The organism is Niastella koreensis GR20-10, from assembly GCF_000246855.1.
GTDB lineage: Bacteria > Bacteroidota > Bacteroidia > Chitinophagales > Chitinophagaceae > Niastella > Niastella koreensis.
This window is the reverse complement of the sequence record NC_016609.1, coordinates 2,532,190-2,554,391: the sequence shown is the minus strand read 5'-3', so window position 1 is coordinate 2,554,391 and position 22,202 is coordinate 2,532,190. Positions and strand designations below refer to the sequence as shown.

Genomic DNA, 22,202 nt, shown 5'->3' with positions numbered 1-22,202 from the left:
TCAAAGTTGTCGTTCCGGTGCCGTAATTCAGAAAATATTCACCATTCGTCAATGATGGCCGGTAATTATTGATATTCAAGTAACTTTGTAACGTATTCAAAAATACCATTCGTGAAGAATCTGATTAATGCTGCAATAAACGCTTTTTATCCTTTGTTTCGCCGGTTCATGCCTTTACAAACCTTTAGGTATGCAGCATGTGGGGGTGGGAATACTTTGCTTGATATTACACTGTTTTATTTAAGTTATCATTTTCTGTTCAGGGAACAGATCGTGCATACACCCATTATTCCTTTGCAGCCATATACAGCAGCGTTCATGGTTTCCTTCTCTATAACTTTTCCTCTTGGTTTTTATATGAGCCGTACTATTGTATTTCCCGGTTCAACCCTGCGCGGGCGCATTCAATTGTTCCGGTATTTTATGATGGTATTGATCTGCATTGGACTTAATTACATTTTCATAAAGCTGTTTGTAGAACAATGTCATTTGTATCCTACGGTAGCCAAAATACTCACCACCTTCATTGTAGTAGCGTTCAGTTTTATTGCACAGAAGAATTTTACGTTTAAAGTGGAATCGGCTGAAGAAGAAGCGCTGTTAGAAGCAGAAACCGTAGTTGAAGCCGAAGCTTTACAGAAAGAAAACAAGCCTGAGATGGAAGGCAGCAGGCAGAGATAGAGTTGATCAGTTGACGAGTTGACCTGGAAAATACCAAATACGAGTTTATTAGTTTGTTAGTTCTTTAGTTAATAGTAAGTTCAGGCTACAGGAGCAAGTCCTGTAACCTGAAACCTGTAACTGTATTTCATTATCACATTAGCACATTATCTAATTAGCTAATTAGCCTTTCGGCTGCGTCATACTAAACCAATTCCCACACCCATCCGTAATAATCGCTTCTATGCCATAAAACTGCTCCCTGGGCTCGCACTTAAAGTGAACACCTTTGGCTTTTAATTCTTCATACGTTGCCCAACAATCGGGGGTTGATAAAACGCCGGCGCCCATAACGCCTTTATCAAGCAAAAGCTTCAGGGCATTACGCACGTCCTCATCATAGCCGTTCATAGCATTGGTGGCGGGAAACAGGATCACTTCCAGATCGGGTTGTTCGGGTGGCGAAACAGTCAGCCACCTGAAACCATTGTCCATAGTGGCATCGGTATGAACAGTAAACCCCAGTATATTTACATAAAATTCGTAGGCTTTCTGCTGGTCGCTAACAAATAAGCTGGTGTGCGATAATTTCGTGATCATATCTTTTGTTTTAAACAAAGCTATCGATCATGGCCTCCCGGGCGTTATTGATTATTGCTTTTCGGGCAACAAATTTCAATTTCCGTTGTTAGCTTCCATTGAACCAACGCATTGGAAAAAACAGATAACGTTAAATCAATAGACAAATGACACAATTAAGAACGAACGTTAACAATACCGACCATATTTTTGGCAATGAACACGCCCCGGTGGAACTGGTGGAGTATGGCGATTATGAATGTCCGCATTGCGGACGCGCGTACCCGATCGTAAAAGAAATTACCAGGCAAATGGGCAACAACTTAAAGTTTGTGTTCCGCAATTTCCCGCTCTCGAATGTGCATCCCCATGCCGTATCAGCTGCCGTAGCAACCGAAGCCGCTGCCTTACAGGGTAAGTACTGGGAAATGCATGATATTATTTTCGAGAACCAGCAAACGCTGGAGGTAGAGCATCTTTTTTTGTTTGCCCATAAAGCAGGGCTTGACCTGGAACGTTTCAAAAACGACATCCAGGACCCCGCATTGAACGATAAAGTAGAAAAGGATTTTTATGGCGGACTTAGAAGCGGCGTAAATGGTACACCCACATTTTTTATAAACGGACAGAAGTACGATGGCGACTGGAGCGGCAATCATTTGCTGAACTATTTACAAACCGTACTGGCGGAAGTAACTACTTCTCCAACTGATACCCGGTAATAAAACAATGCGGAATAAATTGCCTGGGTTGTTCTTTAACCTGTTGTTGTTTTAACCAGGCCATGTTGCGGTAATAGGTAGGTGCAAAACCAATCTCTTTTTTAAAGAGCATACTGAACGACCCGATACTTTCAAACCCCACCTCATTGCATACTTCGGTAACAGTGAGGTGTTGTTTATAAAGCAGGTCTTTGGCTTTATTGATCCGTTTTTGGGTGAGGTATTGATGCGGAGTGATCTTATACACTTTAGTAAACAGCCGGTGAAAATGAAAACGCGATAAACATGCCTGACCGGCTATTTTGTCAAGATCGATAGCCTCCTGGAAGTTGTCGTCGATATATACTTTGGCGGAGACTATGCGGTGGTATATTTCGGTAGCTAGTGGCATGGTGTGTTTTATTGAAGCTAATATACAAAAAAGCGGCAATCGGGCCTCCCCCTTCCGCCAGCTGGCGGAAGGGGGAGTTTGGCAACCTCGCGACTATTCTCATTAACCCAATAACCTAAGAACCTAATAACCTAAAAACTCCCGCTACACCATCACCGGCTTATCATTCTCTATACTGACATACTTCCTCAAATTCCTCGGCCGGTACTGATACATCTCCCTGAACCTGTCCAACACACTGGCGTCAATAGATTGGCGGGTATCGTCGTTAAGCGTTATTGGGCGCCAAACCGGTAGCCAGAACCAGAATGGTGGAGAATAAGAATTACGTAATTCGCCCCAGGGATTGCCTTTAATGGTTTCGTACTCCTCTTTATCGTAACACAACCCAATCCGGTGCGCCTCTTCTGCCAGCCAGTCCAGGGCCAGATCGCTTAACCCGGTATCGGCATAGCCACCCCCGATATTGCTGTGTACACCGGCAAACCAGCGTTGTTCCACCTGTTGCGGGTGATTGGGATTGTTCTTAACCGTATCGCTGAGTTGCCACAAAGTGGGGGCAAACATTTTTCTTCGTTCATCGATGGCCAGGGCATGAAAAGCGTACTCTACAGAACTGCTGAGTGTAACATCGTGAAACTGGTATTTCTTCATATTCCAGGAGCGGTACCAGGGCAGCGGTATGCCCAAACTGCCCACCGTATCCCACACGCCAATAAATTTTATCGGCGTTACATCCTCCCACGCATATTGTTTTCTAAAACCCACCATCATGTCCGACCCGGGTGAGGTATATTCATCGCGCATGCGGTACAATTCGTAAGCTTTATCAACCAGGCCCAGGTATTCAGGTTTCAGAATACCGCAGTTGCGAATCAATCCGCCAATACTGCGGGCCGTATAGGCGCCACGACTAAAACCAAACAAATAAATTTCATCGCCGGGCTCATAATTGGTAATAAGAAAAGTATAAATGTCCCTGATGTTTTTATCAATGCCGGCGCCGGTAATGCCACCCAGCAAATTGCTCTTCCAGGAGTAGCTGGTGCCCACGCCCTTATCGTAAAATTTGAGTTGAGGTATGGGTTGCTCCGTTGAATTGTCGTACGAACAAATGCATTGATACATTTTTTCAACGTTTGTTACAACACGTTGACCGCGATCGGTATTGCCTGGTTTGTTCCAGGTACCATCGCTACAGGTAATAAGACGTTTCATAAAACAATGTGATAATTTGCTAATGTGATAATGTGATATTCAAATCAGGAAATTAACAGAATGGAATCATAGAGACAGGAATACAATTTTCAAGGAATAATGTAATAAAATTACGTTTGTCTGGTAACTGAGAAACCGGTAATTACTGATTTTCGCAGGTATTTATACGGAATTGTCCATTAGCTAATGGGCTAATTTGCCAATGTGCCGATACAAATCAGGGAGAATAGGTAAAAAACAAGCGCAGGCTTTAACAAGGGAGTGCCAAGTTATAAACTATTTCAATATTATTGAAAATTCTATGATTGATATTCGTCAAGAATAAAAGCTGCGTAGCGATATAAACGTACAAGTGAGTGACACAACAGACGGCGATAGGAGTACCGCTGCTGGCGCCATTATCAAATTATCATATTATCAAATTAGCTAATTATTATTTTACCCCTCCACTCCAAAACCAGTTCCCTTCCTCGGTATAATACCATTTACCATTGCCATTAACCGTTTCGCCCTGCATGGTAAATCCATCATAGGCCAGTTGAATGCCGGCATTAACCATGTTTGTTATCTTATACACTTTGCCAGGACCTGCCCGCAGGTTCAGCCTGGTAAGGGTGGTAACCTTGCCGAACTTTTCGGTTTTGCTTATCTGTCCGTTCACTACCTGCGTGCTGCCATTGACGAGGGCGATCAGTTTGTCCATATCCACCTTCAACCCCGGACAGTTCTTTAAAGAATAAATTTCATGATGTCCTATAATATGCAGGCGGTCAGCGGGTATGCTCCAACGCTGGCAAAGCCCTCTTATTAATTCAGCACTGGTAGCGTACATGGCATCCGTCCATTCACTGCTTTCATTGCCTTCGTGTTCAACCCCAATGGTATAGTAGTTGGGATTGATGAACATGCCATCCGTTGTTTTTTTAATCAGGGGCCAGGTAGGGTCGTGAATACGGCCGGCATGCCAGGCGGTATCGGTTTCCTCCACATATTGATGTACTTCGCCATTTTTTCCAACTCCATAGTGGCTCGATACCTGCGACAGCGGGCTGATGAACCAGCCGTCGGTACCCTTCAGGGTACCATCCATAATATGAATAACAATGGCTTCAGGCCGGTAAGTCCGTCGTCCCTGTGTAAAGTTGGGACTGGCTACAGATGTAATGTTCATATAAACGTTTTAACCCTGTGCAGGTGTGTTCAAGGCTTCATCCACCACTTTTTCATTCAGGGCTTCCGAAGCAGTTCCTTTGTTTTCTGTGATCTTCAAGGCCGCATAAGTAGCCGAACTCAATCCCAGCAGGATCAGATTATTGTCACTGACAATTGGAATTAAAAAGTCGGTCGAATGCAGCAGGCAATTGGCCAGGTTGGGGTCACCTTTGACAAAATCGGCCACGCAAAAGCCGGGATCTCCCAGGTTACCCAGGGTAGATGAAATAAACCAGATCCCGAAGATCATATTGAACAGGACAGCCTGGAACCGTTGAATGCTTACCCCGTTTTGATCGGACAAAATATCTAAGAAAAAATTGGTGGTCTTGATGTCCTGATGCCGGAAGATCAACGCATTCTGCTGATCGCCCAGATCGATGACCCGCGCCACGGCCGTGGTACCGGCACTGATACCGAGTAACACCAGGGTTGAATGATGCAGGTTGGGGGCATGACCGGTTTGAATAATAATAGAGGTGAACGCCGTAAGAATGATCACTGACCACCAGGCCAGTTGTACCCGCGACCAGCTGTAGGGGCGGGGACTGGCCTTGCTAAGGTCGCGCAACATATTGAATTTACGGTCGCAAACGACAACACAGGCTGTTAGAATGGCAAATAGGGCCCAGAACTGAAAAACCATAAGGAGTTGTTTTTAAGGGACATTGTATTGACAATTCCTTTATAACCAAAGGGAATGCCGGATTTCGAAACCAAGAGTTTTTACTTACGGTTTAGTCTGTTAAATTGAAGATTACCGGTATAACCGGCAGGTGTAGAGGAGTAAGGCATGAAGATATATTAGTATTAACTAATAACAAAAGGAAGTTATACGTGATGAGGTGGTAAAAATACTGGTTGCCGGGTTAACAGGTTAACAAGGGAATGTAGTTGACAGGGTTGATAAAGTTGATGGAGTTGATAAAGGAGCAGGAAAAATGGATAGAAATCCTGGGATTACGTATCGAAATCCCAGGATATGATATCAAAATCCTGGGAAAACAAGGTCATATCCTGGGATTCTGCATTATAATCCTGGGAAAACGAACCAAAATCCTGGGATTATATACTGCTATCCCAGGAAAACATAGTGAAATCCTGGGATTATATACTACAATCCCAGGAAAATGAGGTGAAATCCCAGGATTATGTTGGCCGCGACGGAGCCTTTGCCCTTTGCCCACTGCCGTCTGCCTTCTTCTTAAACGACAAACCTGCCTAAATACGGCTAAGAATCAACCTGCTAATGACAGCTTCTGCCATGGAACTGACATTTTTGCACCCCGTCTGGGCACGGCATAATCATTGATAACCATAAGAGAACATTAAATTCAGCATATATGGGAAAGATAATAGGAATTGACCTCGGTACCACAAACAGCTGCGTGGCAGTAATGGAAGGTAATGAACCCGTGGTAATTGCCAACGACGAGGGACGCCGTACCACCCCGTCTGTAGTGGCTTTTTTAAAGAACGGCGAAAGAAAAGTAGGCGATCCGGCTAAACGCCAGGCTATCACCAACCCGCACAATACCATCATGAGCGTTAAACGTTTCATGGGTCGCAGGTTTGACGAGGTGACAGAAGAGATCAGCCACTGGAGCTATAAAGTAGCCAAAGGTGACAATAATACGGTACGTATTGACATAGACGGCCGCTTATATACACCCCAGGAAATTTCAGCCATGATTCTTCAGAAAATGAAGAAAACCGCTGAAGATTACCTGGGTCAGGAAGTAAATGAAGCCGTAATTACTGTTCCGGCCTATTTTAACGATGCACAACGCCAGGCTACTAAAGAAGCCGGTGAAATTGCCGGATTAAAAGTTAGCCGTATCGTGAACGAGCCTACGGCAGCCGCCCTGGCTTACGGTCTTGATAAAGGCAAACACGATCAAAAGATCGCTGTGTTTGACCTTGGTGGCGGTACATTCGATATTTCGGTACTGGACATGGGTGAAGGCGTTTTTGAAGTAAAATCAACCAATGGTGATACCCACCTGGGTGGTGACGACTTTGATAAAGTGATCATGGACTGGCTGGCCAACGAATTCAAAACTGATGAAGCCGTTGACCTGCGTAAAGACCCAATGGCCTTACAACGTTTGAAAGAAGCTGCAGAAAAAGCCAAGATCGAGTTGTCTTCTTCCACTGAAACAGAGATCAACCTGCCATACATCACGGCTGTTGACGGGGTGCCTAAACACCTGGTTAAAAAACTGAGCCGCGCCAAATTTGAGCAGTTAGCCGATAAATTATTCGAGCGTTGTTTGAAACCATGCGAGCAGGCATTGAAAGATGCGGGCATGAAAACATCAGAAATTGATGAAGTGATCCTGGTAGGTGGTAGTACCCGTATTCCTAAAGTACAGGAAATTGTAGAAAAGTTCTTTGGCAAGAAACCAAACAAAGGGGTGAATCCCGATGAAGTGGTAGCCATTGGAGCAGCCATTCAGGGCGCTGTTATCACCGGTGAAGTGAAAGACGTGCTGTTGCTCGACGTAACGCCGCTGAGCCTGGGTATTGAAACCCTGGGTAATGCCATGACACCGTTGATCGCAGCCAACACAACTATTCCAACCAAGAAATCTGAAATATTCTCAACTGCCGCCGATAACCAGCCTGGTGTTGAAATACATGTACTGCAGGGCGATCGTCCGCTGGCCAACCAGAACAAGAGCCTCGGCCGTTTTCAGCTCACAGACATTCCACCTGCACCACGCGGTATGCCCAAGATCGAAGTTATTTTCGACATTGATGCCAACGGTATCCTGCATGTAACAGCGAAGGATCAGGGCACTGGTAAAGAACAAAAGATCAGGATTGAAGCCGGCAGCGGTTTGAGCAAGGAAGAGATTGAAAAAATGAAAGCCGAAGCAAAGGCCAACGAAGCCAGCGACAAGGTAGCCCGCGAAAAGATCGACAAGATCAACCAGGCCGACAGTTTGATTTTCCAAACAGAAAAACAACTGAAGGAATATGGCGACAAGATCCCTGCCGATAAAAAAGCGCCTATTGAAAACGCGCTGAACAAATTGAAAGAAGCGCACAAGTCGCAGGACATTGAGGCCATCGATGCCGCATCAACTGAAATGAACAACGCCTGGACCGCAGCCAGCGAAGAGTTGTACAAAGCTACCCAAGGCCAGCAGCCTGGTGGCGAACAACCCGGAGCCGGTGGCAACCAGCAACAGGGCGGTAACAGCGGCGGTGGCGGTGAAAACGTAACCGACGCCGAGTTTGAAGAAGTGAAATAAGGGACGAGGATTATATAAAAGACGACAATCCCCCGATCCGTCAGCCGGCGGACGGGGGATTTTTATTTATTTAACGCGAATAATTATTGCTTTGCATTCCTGAAAGCAGGTCCTTATCTTGCACCTAACCTAAAACAGAAAACCCTATAATGAAACCGGCTGCCCGCAACCAGGTAATTGCATTACTCCTTTCAGTTATATTTTCCTGTAACAAACCCGGCAACAACATCGACAATACACCAGCAGATCCCTACGCTACCAATCTGCATCTTAGCAAAGTAGTACAAACTGCCGACGGGGCCACAAATGGCAAATCGTCTGTGCTGGAATTTGTATACGCCGCCGACCAGCGACGAATAGATCACATTAATTATGCAGAAGGAGACCTGGCAACCAATACCACCAAAACCATCCAAACGTATCAATGCTATTATAATGGAACAGATACCCTGGCTTACAGTGCCAGCGGCAAACCGCCTGCCAACAGTTCCTATAGTGCAAACATGTATTATCGCTATAACAGCGCCGGAAAAGTAATGTATGACTCTGCCAAATCAACCAGCAGCAATGAGCTCACCATTCGCCAATACATTATTTCCAGCGGCGGTATCCTGGCCAAAAAGAGTTATTACGCAAATGGCTCAACCATAGCAACGAGTGTGGAGTACGACAATTACGTTATTAAAGCCAATAACATTACGGAAGCCACTTTCGATGATAAAAGCGGTAACCCCATTCCCACCATCAGATGTATCTATGATAATAAAATAAACCCGGTATATACCTTAACCCTAACCGCCTGGACACCGGTTGATGGGTTGGCAGGAGCATTTTCATACCTGGCCCCGGGCGCCTCTAAAAACAATATTGTACAGTGTATAATGGGGTACACCGATGCGCAGGGCATATTCAAAGCCCAGCAAACGAACTATTTTACTTATACCTATAATAAAGATGGATTGCCTGAAAAATGTACCATTAAAACGCCAACGGGTAATTACACGGTAAATTATTATTACGAAACGCATTAACCTGTATTCCATTATCACATCATCACATTATCACATTATCACATTAGCCCATTAGATTATCTCCATCTTCTCCATTAAAAACGAAGCATTTTTATTTTTAGCCACCCCGCGTTGCAGGGTATAATCAAACAACAACTCGCCATTACGGATGGTGCTTTCAAAACAATAGTTGCTTACCTGTTTGGGCAGTTCATCTTCCAGCCGGCTGAGCGTAAGATCGTGCGTGGCAAACAAGGTTAAACAACGGTAGCGGATCAGCTTCTTTATGAATTGTTCCGAACCGTAGGTTTTATCCTCCGAATTGGTGCCGCGCAAAATTTCATCGATCAGGATCAACACCGGCGTGGTTTGTTGTTGCAGAAAATGAATGATCTGTTGCAGCCGTTTTAACTCGGCCATAAAATAAGAGGTTTGCTCCTGCAGGGAATCGCTTACCCTTATGGAACCGCGGATAACCATGGGTGTAAAAGAAAACGTGGCAGCACAAACCGGCGCACCGCATTGGGCCAGGATCAGGTTAATACCCAGTGTACGCAAAAAGGTGGTTTTGCCACTCATATTGGACCCCGTTACCAGCACCAGTTTTTCATTGATACCAAATGAACAATCATTGGCCACCCGGCCTTCAGCAGGGATCAGCGGATGAGCTATTTGGGTGGCAGCAATGGAAAGTGTTTCGGTATTTATGGTGGCGTACTGGTAACCAGGATTGTTATAGGCAAAAGTTGCCAACGAGTTCAGGCTTTCGATCATCCCCACCGTATGGATCCATTCGTTGAACCGGTCCTTATGCTGTTTTTTCCAACTTTCCAATGCCCATAAACACTGGATATCATACATCAAAAAGCTATTGAGAAATATATTGATGAACAGGTTCAACCGCTGATCGAACATAGCAGATAACCGGGACAGTTTTTTTACCGACAGATGCGCTTCGGCCGCTTTATCTTTTTCTTTTTTCAACAGCTCCGAATCACCGGTTTCAACTTTTACAAAAAGCGATAGGATGGAGGCATACTGGATAAGGATAGCTTCTTTTTTTCCCAGCAGGGTATGTTGTTGTTGAATACGTTTTGCATACCTGCCAATGATGGCCCAGTTTATGAAAATGACCGGGATCAGTAAACCATAACTCCCGGTGGCCAGCCAGTTAAACAGGAAGATAGCACTATACAAAGGCGTGAGATAACGCAGCACATTGATGAAACGATTACCATGAATAACCTGTGGTTGTTGTAACCAGTTACCAATATCGTTCAGGTTACCTTCTTTTTCTCCATTCAACAGGCCATGCGCTGTTATCAATTGTCCCAACTCCCGTTGTGTGCTCAATGTACGAACAGCCTGTTGCTGGTCATAGATTGCCGCAGAGCTTAACAGGGGTTCATTCAACAGATCGGCCAGTTGTTTGGTGCCATGCCAGGTGGTAGTACGGTTGAGTAAAAGAAATAAAGAACCGGCGCCGAAAACATCCAGGTCGCCCGAGATACTGCCATAAGACAAAAACTTCCCGCCATTGTCGAACTGGTTCGGTCTGTTATGCAGTACATTCACTTCGTTATTATTTATAAACAGCAACTTTTCCAATAACGCTTTCCGGTCATTCATCCGCCAGGCAATACGCACCAAAATAGCAAAACAAATAGCCAGCAACAGCGTAGCAATTATCCAAGCAGTACTATGCACGCTGGCCCATTTGTAAACAGCCCAGGCTAACGCGCCAAAACAGGTCAATCGCAACGCAGCCACCCCGGTAGCGTAAGGTCTTAACCGGGTCAGTTCATCAATATAGTGCTGCACTTTCTCTTCGTAAAAAGAATGGGTTGTTGACATAATGCATGCAAGATAGCTGAAATCTCCTGTTGCCGGTTACCGGTTCCCAGTCGCCGGGCAAAGAATTTGGAGAGCCCGATAATTTGCAGGGTGATGGAATTTCAGCGCCTGGTAACTGGTAACCGGGAACCGGTGTCATATTCCTGTTAGCATTTATATATCAACAAAATACCACTTTACGGCACTTGCATTTCACTGTTATAATTGTAACTTCAAAAAAGTTAAACGGCTCAGCAATGGAATTCAAAATCTTATCCCATGCCGGTTTATTAATAAAAAATAAATCGGGCAGGTCCCTGATATGCGATCCCTGGTTAGTTGGCAGTAGTTACTGGCGCTCGTGGTGGAATTATCCGCCGGTTAGTAAAGACCTCATCAACTCCCTGCAACCCGATTTCATTTACCTTACTCATATTCACTGGGACCATTTTCACGGCGACTCCTTAAAAAAGTTCAGACCCGGTATTCCCATCATTGTTCCCAAGGGTAATTACTCCCGTATGAAGGATGACCTGTTTTACCTGGGTTACACGAATATTATTGAACTGAAACATGGGGAGCGCTACCAGATAGATGAACACTTCAGTATAACCTCATACCAGTTCTGGATGTTTCTCGACAGCGCCCTGCTTATTGAATGCGATGGTGTAATATTGTTGAACCTGAACGACAGCAAACACATGGGGCTTACGCTGAAACAAATAGTGCGCAAACACAAACCCATCGACTTTGTTTTCAGAAGCCATAGTTCGGCCAATGAACGGTTATCGTATGAGGTGGTTGATGAACCTGGCGCACCTGTTGATGACCTGGAGCGGTACATCAAAGAATTTGCCCAAACCGCCAGGGCCACCAAAGCCAAATACGCCATTCCGTTTGCCAGCAACCATTGTCATTTACACAAAGACTCTTTTCATTTCAACCAGTACATTCAACACCCGGTGCTGGTGGAAGATTATTTTAAACAACACAAAATACCCTCACCCATAGTCAGGGTAATGGTTTCGGGCGATAGCTGGTCATCTACCAACGGGTTTACCATCAGCGATAAAGACTGGTTCACCAACCGCTCAACAATACTGGCGGAGTATTTAGAGCAGCAATCGGAAAGCCTGGAGAAATTCTATTTGCAGGAAAATAAAACCGAGATAGATAAACAGGTGGTGGTTGATTATTTTGAGAAGTTTACCAGCACGCTGCCATTCTTTGTGAAGCGTTATTTCAAAAATGTGAACTTCACTTATGTATTGTCAGCGGGCGGCGCCACCAAATACATTTACCAGATAAACATTCACCAGGGCAAAGTAATGGAGTTGCCACCCGATACGCCATTAGACCATGGCAAGTACCCTCTGCAAATACACACAACCGCCTTTATTTTTTTGCGGGGAATTGAATTCAAAATCTTCTCCCATATGTGTATTGGCAAACGTGTATTTTATAAAGTCACCTCACAACACAAAAAATATATGGAGGCGCTGAACCTGGTCTTCAACGCCTATGAATACGATCTGTTACCGCTGCACCGCTTATTCACCTGGCGATCGGTTGAATCGTGGTCCATGCGGTGGCGGGAAGTTATTTTGTACATGCAATTGGCTAAAGACAAGCTTATTTATGGGAAGCTGGATTTGGATAAATACCTGAGGTAGTTCCAAGTTCCAGGTTCAGAGTTCCAAGTTCCAAGTTCAGAGTTCCAAGTTCCAAGTTCAGAGTTCAGAGTTCAAATTCATAAACCCGGAACCCGGAACCTGGAACTTGAAACTATGATTTCTTTAATACCACTTGAACCGTCTGCGGCGTCTGTTGCAACAACTCTATAGTATGCCCCGCTACCATTTTCTGCAGAATAGCATCATTATAATGCCGGATTGTAAGCAGGGTTAATCCTTTTTCAACCTGCACCTCAAATATATCGGAAGCGGCCAGGGCCAGTTTCTCTATTTTCTCCGCATGGTTATCCAGGCAAACCTGGATGGTAACCGCGCCGGTTTGCATGAGGTTGGGTTTTATTTTGGTATCGGCCAGTAATTGGTACAGATCGGCAACAGGTTTCTCACCCACAAACGAAAAGTCTTTTGAATGCAGTTGGATCAGCGCCTGGTTTTGTTTCAACACAACAATTGGCGGCAGTCCTTTCAGCGTTTTATTATGAATAACGGTGCCGGTGAGGTCTTTATCGAGAAAGCATTTTACATACAGGGGAATGCCTTTATTCTGCAGCGGCTTGATGGTCTTTGGGTGAATTACCTGTGCCCCGTAATACGCCATCTCAATCACCTCATCATAATTTAACTCATGTAATAACTGGGCGTCGGGGAACTCCTTGGGGTCGGCGCTCATTACACCTTCCACATCTTTCCAGATGAATTGTCCGGCAGCGTTTAACAGGTTCGCAAACACGGCCGCAGTGTAATCACTTCCTTCCCGGCCCAGGGTGGTGCTTTCATTTTCATCGGTTGAACCGATAAAACCCTGCGTTACGATGGCCTTGTATTCTTTCAACAGCGGCATAACGAGGTTTTCAACCCGTTCGCCGGTATAGTGCCAGTCGATATTGGCATCGCGGAAATTATCGTCCGTGCGAATAACGTCCCGCACATCTATCCAATGATTTGCAAAACCGATTTCGTTTAGGTAAGCGCTTACTATTACAGTCGACAATAACTCGCCAATACACACTACCTGGTCGTAATAATAATCGAATGGCTGCACCGGTTTATCGTGCAACAGCCATTCTACTTCTGTAAAAAAATTAAGAAGGTGGTCCAACGCTTCGTTGTAGGTGGTGACCAGCAGAAATTTGGCCTGGGTAAGGTGACTTTGCTTGATTATATTAAACAACTGCAACGCTTCCTCTTTTTTACCGGCATAAAAAGCTTCTACTACTTTCTCCAGGGCATTGGTGGTTTTTCCCATAGCTGAAATAACAATGAGCAATTCCTCACCCTGGTATGATTTTAATATATGTCCAACCTGCTGGATCCTTTCCGTATTACTAACACTTGCACCGCCGAATTTGAATACGTTCATTTTTGAGTTGATAAGTTTAAAAGTTGAAATAGCCTGCCCCGATATGTAGGGGTTGACAAGGGAGAGCAAAAGTAGGGAAAGTACAGAGAACAGGTATAAGGATAAAAACAGGAAATCTCTACATCCCGAAATCAGAAATAGGCTGTTATGCCCTATCTTCGCCAGCTAACAACTGTTAACCAAACAACAGAGCCAATATGACCACTATTAACAGAAATGTATCAACCTTAGATGAGTTTACTATCCAGCAATTACGGGATTTTCCTAAAGCTACCGGCGAACTGAGCGGACTGTTACGCGATATTGGCCTGGCTGCCAAGCGGGTAAATGTGGAAGTAAATAAGGCCGGACTGGTAGACATTCTGGGGGAGGCGGGCGCTATTAACGTACAAGGTGAAGATGTAAAAAAGCTGGACGTTTTTGCCAACAACCAGTTTACCGGGGTATTGCAACATGGCATCAGCTGCGCCGGTATTGCCAGCGAAGAGCTGGACGATTATGTAGCTTTCAATGATGAAGTAAGCAAGAACTCAAAATACGTTTGCCTGTACGACCCGTTAGATGGTAGTGGTAATATCGACGTGAATGTGTCTATTGGTACCATTTTCACCGTGTACCGCCGGGTAAGCCCGATAGGCACTATTGCAACAAAGGAAGATTTCTTACAACCAGGCAGAAAACAGGTAGCCGCCGGTTACATTATTTATGGCAGTTCTACTATGCTGGTGTATGCCACCCGCCGCGGGGTAAATGGTTTTACGCTCGATCCTTCTATTGGCGAATTCTGTTTAAGCCATCCCAATATCAAATGCCCTGAGTTTGGAAAGATCTATTCTGTTAACCATGGTAATTTTTTCCAGTACGATAAAGCCGTTCAGAAATATATCGACATCTGCCAGAAAAAGAACAAAGATACCGGTGGTCCGTATACGCAACGGTATATTGGCAGCATGGTGGCCGATGTGCACCGCAACCTGATTAAAGGAGGTATTTTCATGTACCCGGGTACTATAGAAAAACCTAAAGGCAAACTGCGTTTGCTGTATGAGTGCAATCCGTTTGCATTTATTTGCGAAGTGGCCGGTGGCCGCGCTACCAACGGTAAAGACAGAATTCTGGATGTAGAACCTACCGAACTGCACCAGCGCAGCCCCATGTTCATCGGCAGCCGCGGTATGATGGATGAGCTGGATGAATGTTTGAAAATACAGGCCTAAAGGTTAAAGCCTACAGCCCAAAGCAAATACATTAAAAGCCTAAAGTAGAATCTGTTCTGCTTTAGGCTTTTACCTTTAAGCTTTCTGCCTTTGGCTTGGAGCTTGAGGCTTGGAGCCTGAAGCCTGTATTTCTGGTATGGAATATGCATTCCTGCATCAAAGCCACTTCATGAAACGGGATATGTGCAGACTCATCGGTTTTAATATTGTTTTCATTAGTATTTTTTTAACAATAGCAGGTTGTAAATCATCAAAATCAACTACAACCAGCAATACCGCCTATAGCGAGGGTTATGGCGGCAGCGGGTCTATTCCCAGAACAGTGCCCCGCACCAGCAGTACAAGACCCGGTGGGGTAGTTACCGAAAAGAAAGTGGTGGTAACGCCCACTACGCCCGTGATTGAAGCCAACCTGGCGCCGGGTTTGGAGCGGGACATCCTGAGCCTGGTGAACGATTACCGCAAAACAAAAAAACTACCGCCTTTGGCAAATAATGGTGCCATGGAATACCAGGCCCGCCGCCATAGTATGGATATGGGCACCCATCGCGTACCATTCGGACACCAGGGCTTTACTTTCCGCATGAAATATGTTTTTGACAAGATCCCCGGCTCCACCCAGGTAGGCGAGAATATAGCCTATGGTAACCTCTCCGCCAAAGCAGTAGTAACCGGCTGGATCAACAGCCCCGAACACCGCAAGAATATGGAAGGGAATTTTAAGTATACAGGAATAGGCGTTACCCGTAATATGCAGAATCAGCTTTACTTTACGCAGTTGTTTGCCAAGTAAAAGACAATGTTGAATATTCAAGATTCAATATTTCTTTCCCTCACCTCCTTAAGAACCAGTAAGTAACATCCACAAACCGGCTCCCCTTGTATAAAAAAACCGGTCCCTCTGTATCAAACTTTCGGGCTATCTTGTGGACCAAATTCAGGAATAGTACATGAGCAAGGTGATCATTTCCGTAAAAGACCTTTTCAAAAGTTATGGCAGTTTCGAGGCCGTAAAAGGCATTAGCTTTGAAGTGAATGAAGGGGAAATATTCGGTTTGCTGGGTCCCAACGGCGCCGGTAAATCAACCACCCTCGAGATCATAGAAACGCTGCGCGAAAAAACGTCCGGCGAAGTATGGGTGAACGGATTCAACCTCGATAAAGATCCCAATTCAATAAAACAGTTGATTGGCGTGCAATTGCAAACCTCGGGGTTTTACCCTGGTTTGAACCTGTTGGAGCTGATCGATCTGTTTGCCGGGTTGTACAACCGCCAGGTAGATGCCCGCGCCCTGCTGAAAATGGTGAACCTCGAAGACAAGGCCAAAAACAAATACAAGGACATGAGCGGTGGTCAGAAACAACGTTTTTCCATTGCCACCACGCTCATCAACGATCCAAAGATCATTTTCCTGGACGAACCCACTACCGGCCTCGATCCGCAGGCCCGCCGCAACCTGTGGGACCTGATACAATCCATCCGCGCAAAAGGCACTACCGTAATCATTACCACGCACTATATGGATGAAGCCGAAGTGCTGTGCGATCGCATCGCCATCATAGATGCCGGCAAGATCATTGCCCTGGCTACGCCCGATAAACTGATCGACGATTTGGTAGCCACCGGTTTTGAACGCCCCAAAGAAGTAAAGAAAGCCAACCTCGAAGACGTGTTCATTCACCTGACCGGACACGGTTTACGGGAGGAAAAATAATTAGCACATTATCAAATTATCACATTATGGATCTACGTTATCCCATCGGTAAATACGAACCGCAACCGTTTTCCGACAAACAAAAACGCGAATGGCTGCAGGATATTCAATTCTTACCAGGCATGCTTGAATCGGCCATCGAGAACCTGGATGAAAAACAACTGCTCACGCCTTACCGCGAGGGCGGCTGGAATGTAAAACAGGTGGTGCACCATGTGGCCGACAGCCATATGAATGCCTATATCCGGTTTAAACTGGGATTAACGGAAAACAATCCAACCATTAAACCCTACGAGGAATCATTGTGGGCCGAACTGAACGACGTAAAAGCGGTGCCCATCAATATTTCCATCACCCTGTTATACGCCTTGCACACCCGCTGGCACTCAGCCCTGCTGAACCTGCCCGCCGATGCCTGGAACCGGACCGTATTTCATCCCGAAGCAAAAAAAGAAATGACGCTGTATTACCTGCTGGGTTCTTACTCCTGGCATGGACGCCATCACGTAGCCCATATTACTTCGTTAAGGGAAAGAAAAGGTTGGTAGTTATAAGATCAATTTTTAAAGTTGAAAGTTTTAAGTTTTTGGGTTCGTAGGTTATTAAGTTTGTTAGTTTTTAAGATCGTTAGTTAATAGGGCTGAGCGAAGGGCAACATGGCCGCGAAGTGTTTGCCGTTTGCCGATTAAAAAGAAGAAGCATGAGAGATCTCAAATGGAAATTATTAAAGTCTGAATATTTATTTAAAGATTTATGGTTCACTGTGCGGAAGGATACTTGTGAGCGGCCCGATGGAAAACTGGTTACGCCGTATTACGTGTATGAATTTCCTACCTGGGTAAATGCAGTAGCCATCACGGAAGATGGAAAGATCATTCTGGAACGGCAATACCGGCATGGGCTGGGGGAGACCCACCTGGAGATTCCCGGTGGCTGTGTAGATGATACTGACAAAAATTATGAAGAAGCCATTGCGCGCGAACTGCTGGAAGAAACCGGTTACTCCTTCACCCATTATGAGTACCTGGGTAAAACCAGTTCCAACCCTTCTACCAACAACAACTGGATGCATATGTACCTGGCAACCGGTGGTAAAAAAGTAAATGAACAGGAACTGGACGACAACGAAGATATCGAGATCCACCTGGTAACCATGGATGAATTAAAACAACTCCTGCGCGATAATCAGATTGTTCAGAGTATGCATGTGACTACTATCATGTATGCTTTGGCTAAATTGGGAGAATTAAAGTTTTAATATTTAGTTCCAGGTTCAGGGTTTAAACAACCCTAAACTTGGAACTTGGAACTTGGAACTTGGAACTTGGAACTTGGAACTCTGAACCTGGAACTTATAAACTAACTTCCCCTACCACAAACACACTTCCACACACAAGGATCATATCTTTCTTCTCCGCCCGGTGCATAGCTTCTTTCACAGCGGTATTTACATCACTGTATGCATGACCGTTTAAGCCAACAGCATGCGCCCTGGCAGCGAGTTCGTTGGCGGGTAATGCGCGCGGTATTTGTGCGGCGGCAAAATAATACGTTGCCTCTTTGGGTAATAAAGTCAACACTTTTTCAATTTCTTTATCTTTCACCAGCCCTATCACAATATGCAGATGCTGGTATTCGCTGATCTCAATTTGCGCAGTGATCTGTTTAATGCCCTCTTCATTATGTCCCACGTCGAGCACCACCACGGGATTGGCATGGATCACTTCCCAGCGGCCATGTAACCCGGTGAGCTTTTTCACCTGGCGCAAGGCCTGTTGTATGTGTTCTTCCGTTATTTTATACCCGGCCTTTTGTAAATGATAAATTACTTCCAGCACGGTAATACAGTTCTTGGTTTGATAATACCCTGGCAGATCGAGCTGGTAAGAATTACGCACATCAGGGCTGGAAGTGGCAACCTCCAACTTTAGTTGATGGTGTTCATATTTCCATTCGGCCACATAGCGCTGGGTATCGGCAAAATATAGGGGCGCATTCTTTTCGCCGGCCACCTGTTCAAACACAGGTTTTGATTCCTCAGACGTTTCACCAATCACTACAGGTACTCCGGCTTTAATGATTCCGGCCTTTTCATAGGCAATAGCGCTCAGGGTATCGCCCAGCAGGTTCATATGGTCCCAGCCAATATTGGTAATTACGGAGACCTCCGGAATAACTACGTTGGTAGAATCCAGCCGGCCGCCAAGACCGGTCTCTATCACGGCAATGTCAACACCTTGCTGAACAAAATATTCAAAGGCCATGGCTACGGTGATCTCAAAGAACGAGGGTTCTATTTCATCGATGACGGGTTGAATACGCTCTACAAATTCAACCACAAAATCCTTGTCGATCATTTCGCCATTTACGCGGAACCGTTCCCTGAAATCGCGCAGGTGCGGGGAAGTGTATAAACCGGTTTTGTAACCGGCCGTTTGCAGCACGGCCGCCAGCATATGGCTGGTAGATCCCTTGCCATTGGTGCCGGCAATGTGGATTGATTTGAACTTTGTTTGCGGATTGCCTAAATGTTCACAAAGCCGAAGGGTATTGGTAAGGTCCTTTTTATAGGCAGCTGCGCCTATGCGGCTGAACATTGGCAGCCGGGTAAACAAATAGTTCGTCGCTTGCTCGTAGTTCATCGGTATAATTAGGCCGACAAAGCTAAAAGAAAAGTCCGAAAGAAATGAATAGTGTATTTCTTTCGGACTTCGTATATAAAGGATTAGTAAGCTTCGCCCGCCGAAGCCCTGGCGTAGGCGGGTCTTAATACATTATACCCGCACCTTAAACTTAACCTGTACGGTCCCGGTTTGCTCCTCGGGGCCATTGGGATTGGCGTTCAGTTTTGACCGGCGAACCAGGTCAATGGCCTTTTCTTTATAAAAACTTTCTGAAGTAGTGGACCCTCTGGGCTGATAGGTAGCACTGATCACATCCCCGTTCTGATTCACCCTGATGTCCACGGCAATGGTGGCGTCTTCATTAAACTCATCGGTGTAAGAAGGCATGCGGGTAAAAGTACGGCCGTTTAAACCACTTTTAATAGCGATCCCTGAACCATGGCCACCGCCCTTATAATTCTTTGAATCGGGGTTGCCACCGGGTGCTCCCTGGTCGCCACGGCCGCCGGCAATGCCTTCGCTGCCGCCTTTTTTGTAGGTAGCAGCTTCATTGCCACCAGTACCATTGCCATTTACCCCTTTAAACACCGCTTTTGGGTGGGGAACTGGCGGCGGTGGGTTTTCTACAACCGGCTTTGGTGTTTTTACCGGCTTACTTTTCACCACTTCCTTTTCAGGCACTTTGGTAGCTTCCGGTTTTACAACAGGCGGCTTTTTTATTTCAGGCGCTTCTGCGTCTTTATCGTTGGTCTCGATATCTTTTACATCTTCTTTGGCAGGTTCGGCCACTTTGGGTGGCGTATAGGTTTCCTGCTGGCTGGCAGGCGCCGGTGAACCGGGCTCAAAAGGCTGATCGTTACCCATACCTATATCACTGTTTCCCAGGTTCACTTCCAACCCTTCTTCAACAGGAGGTTCAGGTAATGGCGGCATGCCCCATTTTACAAAAAAGAAAATACACAGCATCAGTGCTACCACCAATGCGGTATAACTGCCGGCCTGGATATTTTTCTTTGATTCAGATTCCTGTATGTGTGTCGGCGTCATCATCTTGAATAAATTACTCTAAGATAACAATATTAGTTGAAAGGGTTAACAGGTTGAAACGTTGACAAGGAAAGAAAGTTGATTAACACAAAGGAGATTTATTAAACTTTAACAGTTTATTATCCCACTTTGTTAACCCGTCAACGTGTTAACCCGTCAACTTATTTAAACCACACGTCGTAGGCAAACCGAATAACAGTAGCGCATACAACGATCAAAAAGAAGATCCTGATAAATGAATTGCCTTTTAAAATAGCCAGCCGTGCGCCCACCCAGCCACCCAGGGCATTACAGGCAGCCATGGGTAAAGCAATGGCAAAAATGATCTTGCCACTCAGCATAAAAAAGGTGATTGAACCCAGGTTAGTGGCCAGGTTTACAAACTTGGCGTGGGCGCTTGCTTTTAAAAAATCAAAACCCAGCAGGCCAATAAATGCGAGGATCAGGAAACTACCTGCACCCGGACCAATAAACCCATCATAAAACCCAATAATTAAACTGATGAGCAGGGAATAGATCACCTGTTGCTTAAAGGAATGATCTTTTTCAAGATGATCGCCAAACTTTTTATTGGTAAAGGTGTAAATGGCTACAACGATCAGCATAAACAACAACAGCGGCTTCATAAAGCTGTTGTTTACATGGGTAAGTAAAGTAGAACCGGCAAAGGCGGCGCAAAACGCCATAATGGCCATTAACCCGATCAATAACCAGTTCACCGGCACCCGGCGTACATATTGGGCAGTAGCAATACTGGTGCCGCTAAACGAGGGGATCTTTAACGTCCCTAACACCGTAGCCAAAGGGTATTGCGGCAGTAACACCAATGCCGCGGGTGTTTGTATCAATCCGCCACCACCGGCGATAGCATCAGTAAAGCCTGCCAGAAAAGCGAATATGCAAAGAAGGATCAAATCTATTGTCATGATATAATCGTGAAACCTGAAACGTGAAAGGCATTCCACATTTTACATTTTTCATTTCTAATTTCCTATCTCTTCCCCCCAAGAACTCCCATAAACTGCGTCCACGGCCCAACAGCGTCCGTGTATTGTTTAGCCATAACCCGGCTTAGCTGATGGATATGCGTAAGATCGTGCACCACCCACGAGGCCAGTAACTGTCGTAAGGTTACGGTACCGAGTATGGGATGTATACCTGTACGGTCAAGGGATTCGTTGGTAACCTCCATTGATTTTAAAAAGGCCAGGTTATCTTTTCGCAAGATCTTAAACTCATCCAGCAGCTGGTTCATTGTTTTACCTTTCTTTATGGCATGATGGCCTTCCATATCAAAAGGCACAAACTCCTTTCCGCCTTCGCCCATAATAACCAGCACCCGTGGTATCCAGTCGGTTTGTTCGCCAAATATTAAATGCGCAATAATATCAACAGGCGTCCAGGTATCACCACCTTCATTACTATTGACCCATTCATCTCCCAGTCCGTATAACAGGGTTTCCATTACCTGGGGTGTTCTTTCCAGCACAGGAAGTGCGTTTTCTATGGCAAATTGCATACTCGTTTGGTTTAATACCACAAATGTAGGATATAGCTGTAAGCTGTAAGCCGAAAACAGCTCCAAGCTGCAAGCATCAAGCTGTAAGCCGTCGCGGCACCCTGTATTAGCTTGCAGCCTGAAGCTATTCCCTTACAAACG

General features: G+C 45.4%; 21 protein-coding genes. 10 read left to right on the top strand and 11 right to left on the bottom strand.

The window, feature by feature from the left end; genetic code table 11:
* The first annotated feature begins 111 nt into the window (after positions 1-111).
* Complete coding sequence (locus NIAKO_RS10380) at positions 112-681, top strand: GtrA family protein (protein ID WP_014218374.1); 570 nt, start codon at positions 112-114, stop codon at positions 679-681.
* 162 nt (positions 682-843) lie between these two features.
* Here the strand turns inward: NIAKO_RS10380 and NIAKO_RS10375 are convergent, their stop codons facing one another.
* Positions 844-1,260 carry a VOC family protein gene (locus NIAKO_RS10375; protein ID WP_014218373.1) on the bottom strand — a complete coding sequence of 139 codons (417 nt, stop codon included), beginning with the start codon at positions 1,258-1,260 and terminating at the stop codon, positions 844-846.
* 146 nt (positions 1,261-1,406) lie between these two features.
* Here NIAKO_RS10375 and NIAKO_RS10370 point away from each other — a divergent pair, with 146 nt between their 5' ends.
* Positions 1,407-1,961 (top strand): DsbA family protein, encoded by a 555-nt coding sequence (locus NIAKO_RS10370; RefSeq protein WP_014218372.1) that lies wholly within the window; start codon positions 1,407-1,409, stop codon positions 1,959-1,961.
* Here the strand turns inward: NIAKO_RS10370 and NIAKO_RS10365 are convergent.
* From NIAKO_RS10365 to NIAKO_RS10350, 4 genes are all read right to left on the bottom strand, one after another.
* Entirely contained in the window at positions 1,936-2,352 is a 417-nt protein-coding gene (locus NIAKO_RS10365) for a helix-turn-helix transcriptional regulator (RefSeq protein WP_014218371.1), read from the bottom strand. The genes NIAKO_RS10370 and NIAKO_RS10365 overlap by 26 nt on opposite strands.
* A 144-nt stretch (positions 2,353-2,496) precedes the next feature.
* Positions 2,497-3,570: a DUF2235 domain-containing protein gene (locus NIAKO_RS10360; RefSeq protein ID WP_014218370.1), complete on the bottom strand. Its 1,074-nt coding sequence runs from the start codon at positions 3,568-3,570 to the stop codon at positions 2,497-2,499.
* 433 nt (positions 3,571-4,003) lie between these two features.
* A complete protein-coding gene (locus tag NIAKO_RS10355) occupies positions 4,004-4,741 on the bottom strand; it encodes an N-acetylmuramoyl-L-alanine amidase (RefSeq protein WP_014218369.1) in 738 nt (245 codons plus the stop codon).
* A 9-nt stretch (positions 4,742-4,750) separates the two neighbouring features.
* A complete protein-coding gene (locus NIAKO_RS10350) occupies positions 4,751-5,428 on the bottom strand; it encodes a hypothetical protein (RefSeq protein WP_014218368.1) in 678 nt (225 codons plus the stop codon).
* 697 nt (positions 5,429-6,125) lie between these two features.
* Here NIAKO_RS10350 and dnaK point away from each other — a divergent pair.
* The gene (gene dnaK / locus NIAKO_RS10340; protein ID WP_014218366.1) at positions 6,126-8,042 is read left to right on the top strand and encodes a molecular chaperone DnaK; all 1,917 of its coding nucleotides are present in this window, start codon (positions 6,126-6,128) and stop codon (positions 8,040-8,042) included.
* A 149-nt stretch (positions 8,043-8,191) separates the two neighbouring features.
* The gene (locus tag NIAKO_RS10335; RefSeq protein ID WP_014218365.1) at positions 8,192-9,073 is read left to right on the top strand and encodes a hypothetical protein; all 882 of its coding nucleotides are present in this window, start codon (positions 8,192-8,194) and stop codon (positions 9,071-9,073) included.
* 51 nt (positions 9,074-9,124) lie between these two features.
* Here NIAKO_RS10335 and NIAKO_RS10330 read toward each other — a convergent pair whose 3' ends face one another.
* Positions 9,125-10,906, bottom strand: coding sequence for a MutS-related protein (locus NIAKO_RS10330; protein ID WP_014218364.1), 1,782 nt, complete (start codon positions 10,904-10,906; stop codon positions 9,125-9,127).
* Between the two features lie 236 nt (positions 10,907-11,142).
* On the opposite strand from NIAKO_RS10330, the gene NIAKO_RS10325 reads away from it, so the two are divergent.
* The gene (locus NIAKO_RS10325; protein ID WP_014218363.1) at positions 11,143-12,558 is read left to right on the top strand and encodes an MBL fold metallo-hydrolase; all 1,416 of its coding nucleotides are present in this window, start codon (positions 11,143-11,145) and stop codon (positions 12,556-12,558) included.
* Between the two features lie 112 nt (positions 12,559-12,670).
* On the opposite strand, the gene NIAKO_RS10320 is transcribed toward NIAKO_RS10325, so the two are convergent.
* Positions 12,671-13,939 (bottom strand): aspartate kinase, encoded by a 1,269-nt coding sequence (locus NIAKO_RS10320; RefSeq protein ID WP_014218362.1) that lies wholly within the window; start codon positions 13,937-13,939, stop codon positions 12,671-12,673.
* A gap of 197 nt (positions 13,940-14,136) precedes the next feature.
* On the opposite strand from NIAKO_RS10320, the gene fbp reads away from it, so the two are divergent.
* From fbp to NIAKO_RS10295, 5 genes are all read left to right on the top strand, one after another.
* A complete protein-coding gene (gene fbp / locus NIAKO_RS10315) occupies positions 14,137-15,156 on the top strand; it encodes a class 1 fructose-bisphosphatase (protein ID WP_014218361.1) in 1,020 nt (339 codons plus the stop codon).
* A gap of 169 nt (positions 15,157-15,325) precedes the next feature.
* On the top strand, positions 15,326-15,949 hold the full coding sequence (locus tag NIAKO_RS38105) for a CAP domain-containing protein (protein WP_014218360.1): 624 nt from the start codon (positions 15,326-15,328) through the stop codon (positions 15,947-15,949).
* Between the two features lie 157 nt (positions 15,950-16,106).
* Positions 16,107-16,871, top strand: coding sequence for an ABC transporter ATP-binding protein (locus tag NIAKO_RS10305; RefSeq protein WP_014218359.1), 765 nt, complete (start codon positions 16,107-16,109; stop codon positions 16,869-16,871).
* Positions 16,872-16,897: 26 nt separating this feature from the next.
* Entirely contained in the window at positions 16,898-17,419 is a 522-nt protein-coding gene (locus NIAKO_RS10300; protein WP_014218358.1) for a YfiT family bacillithiol transferase, read from the top strand.
* Positions 17,420-17,571: 152 nt separating this feature from the next.
* The gene (locus NIAKO_RS10295; protein ID WP_014218357.1) at positions 17,572-18,129 is read left to right on the top strand and encodes an NUDIX hydrolase; all 558 of its coding nucleotides are present in this window, start codon (positions 17,572-17,574) and stop codon (positions 18,127-18,129) included.
* Positions 18,130-18,223: 94 nt separating this feature from the next.
* Here the strand turns inward: NIAKO_RS10295 and NIAKO_RS10290 are convergent, their stop codons facing one another.
* From NIAKO_RS10290 to NIAKO_RS10275, 4 genes are all read right to left on the bottom strand, one after another.
* Positions 18,224-19,513 (bottom strand): bifunctional folylpolyglutamate synthase/dihydrofolate synthase, encoded by a 1,290-nt coding sequence (locus tag NIAKO_RS10290; protein ID WP_014218356.1) that lies wholly within the window; start codon positions 19,511-19,513, stop codon positions 18,224-18,226.
* A 132-nt stretch (positions 19,514-19,645) separates the two neighbouring features.
* Positions 19,646-20,545: a hypothetical protein gene (locus NIAKO_RS10285; RefSeq protein WP_014218355.1), complete on the bottom strand. Its 900-nt coding sequence runs from the start codon at positions 20,543-20,545 to the stop codon at positions 19,646-19,648.
* Positions 20,546-20,703: 158 nt separating this feature from the next.
* On the bottom strand, positions 20,704-21,468 hold the full coding sequence (locus NIAKO_RS10280) for a TSUP family transporter (protein WP_041348384.1): 765 nt from the start codon (positions 21,466-21,468) through the stop codon (positions 20,704-20,706).
* 65 nt (positions 21,469-21,533) lie between these two features.
* Positions 21,534-22,061: a DinB family protein gene (locus NIAKO_RS10275; protein ID WP_014218353.1), complete on the bottom strand. Its 528-nt coding sequence runs from the start codon at positions 22,059-22,061 to the stop codon at positions 21,534-21,536.
* Positions 22,062-22,202 lie beyond the last annotated feature (141 nt).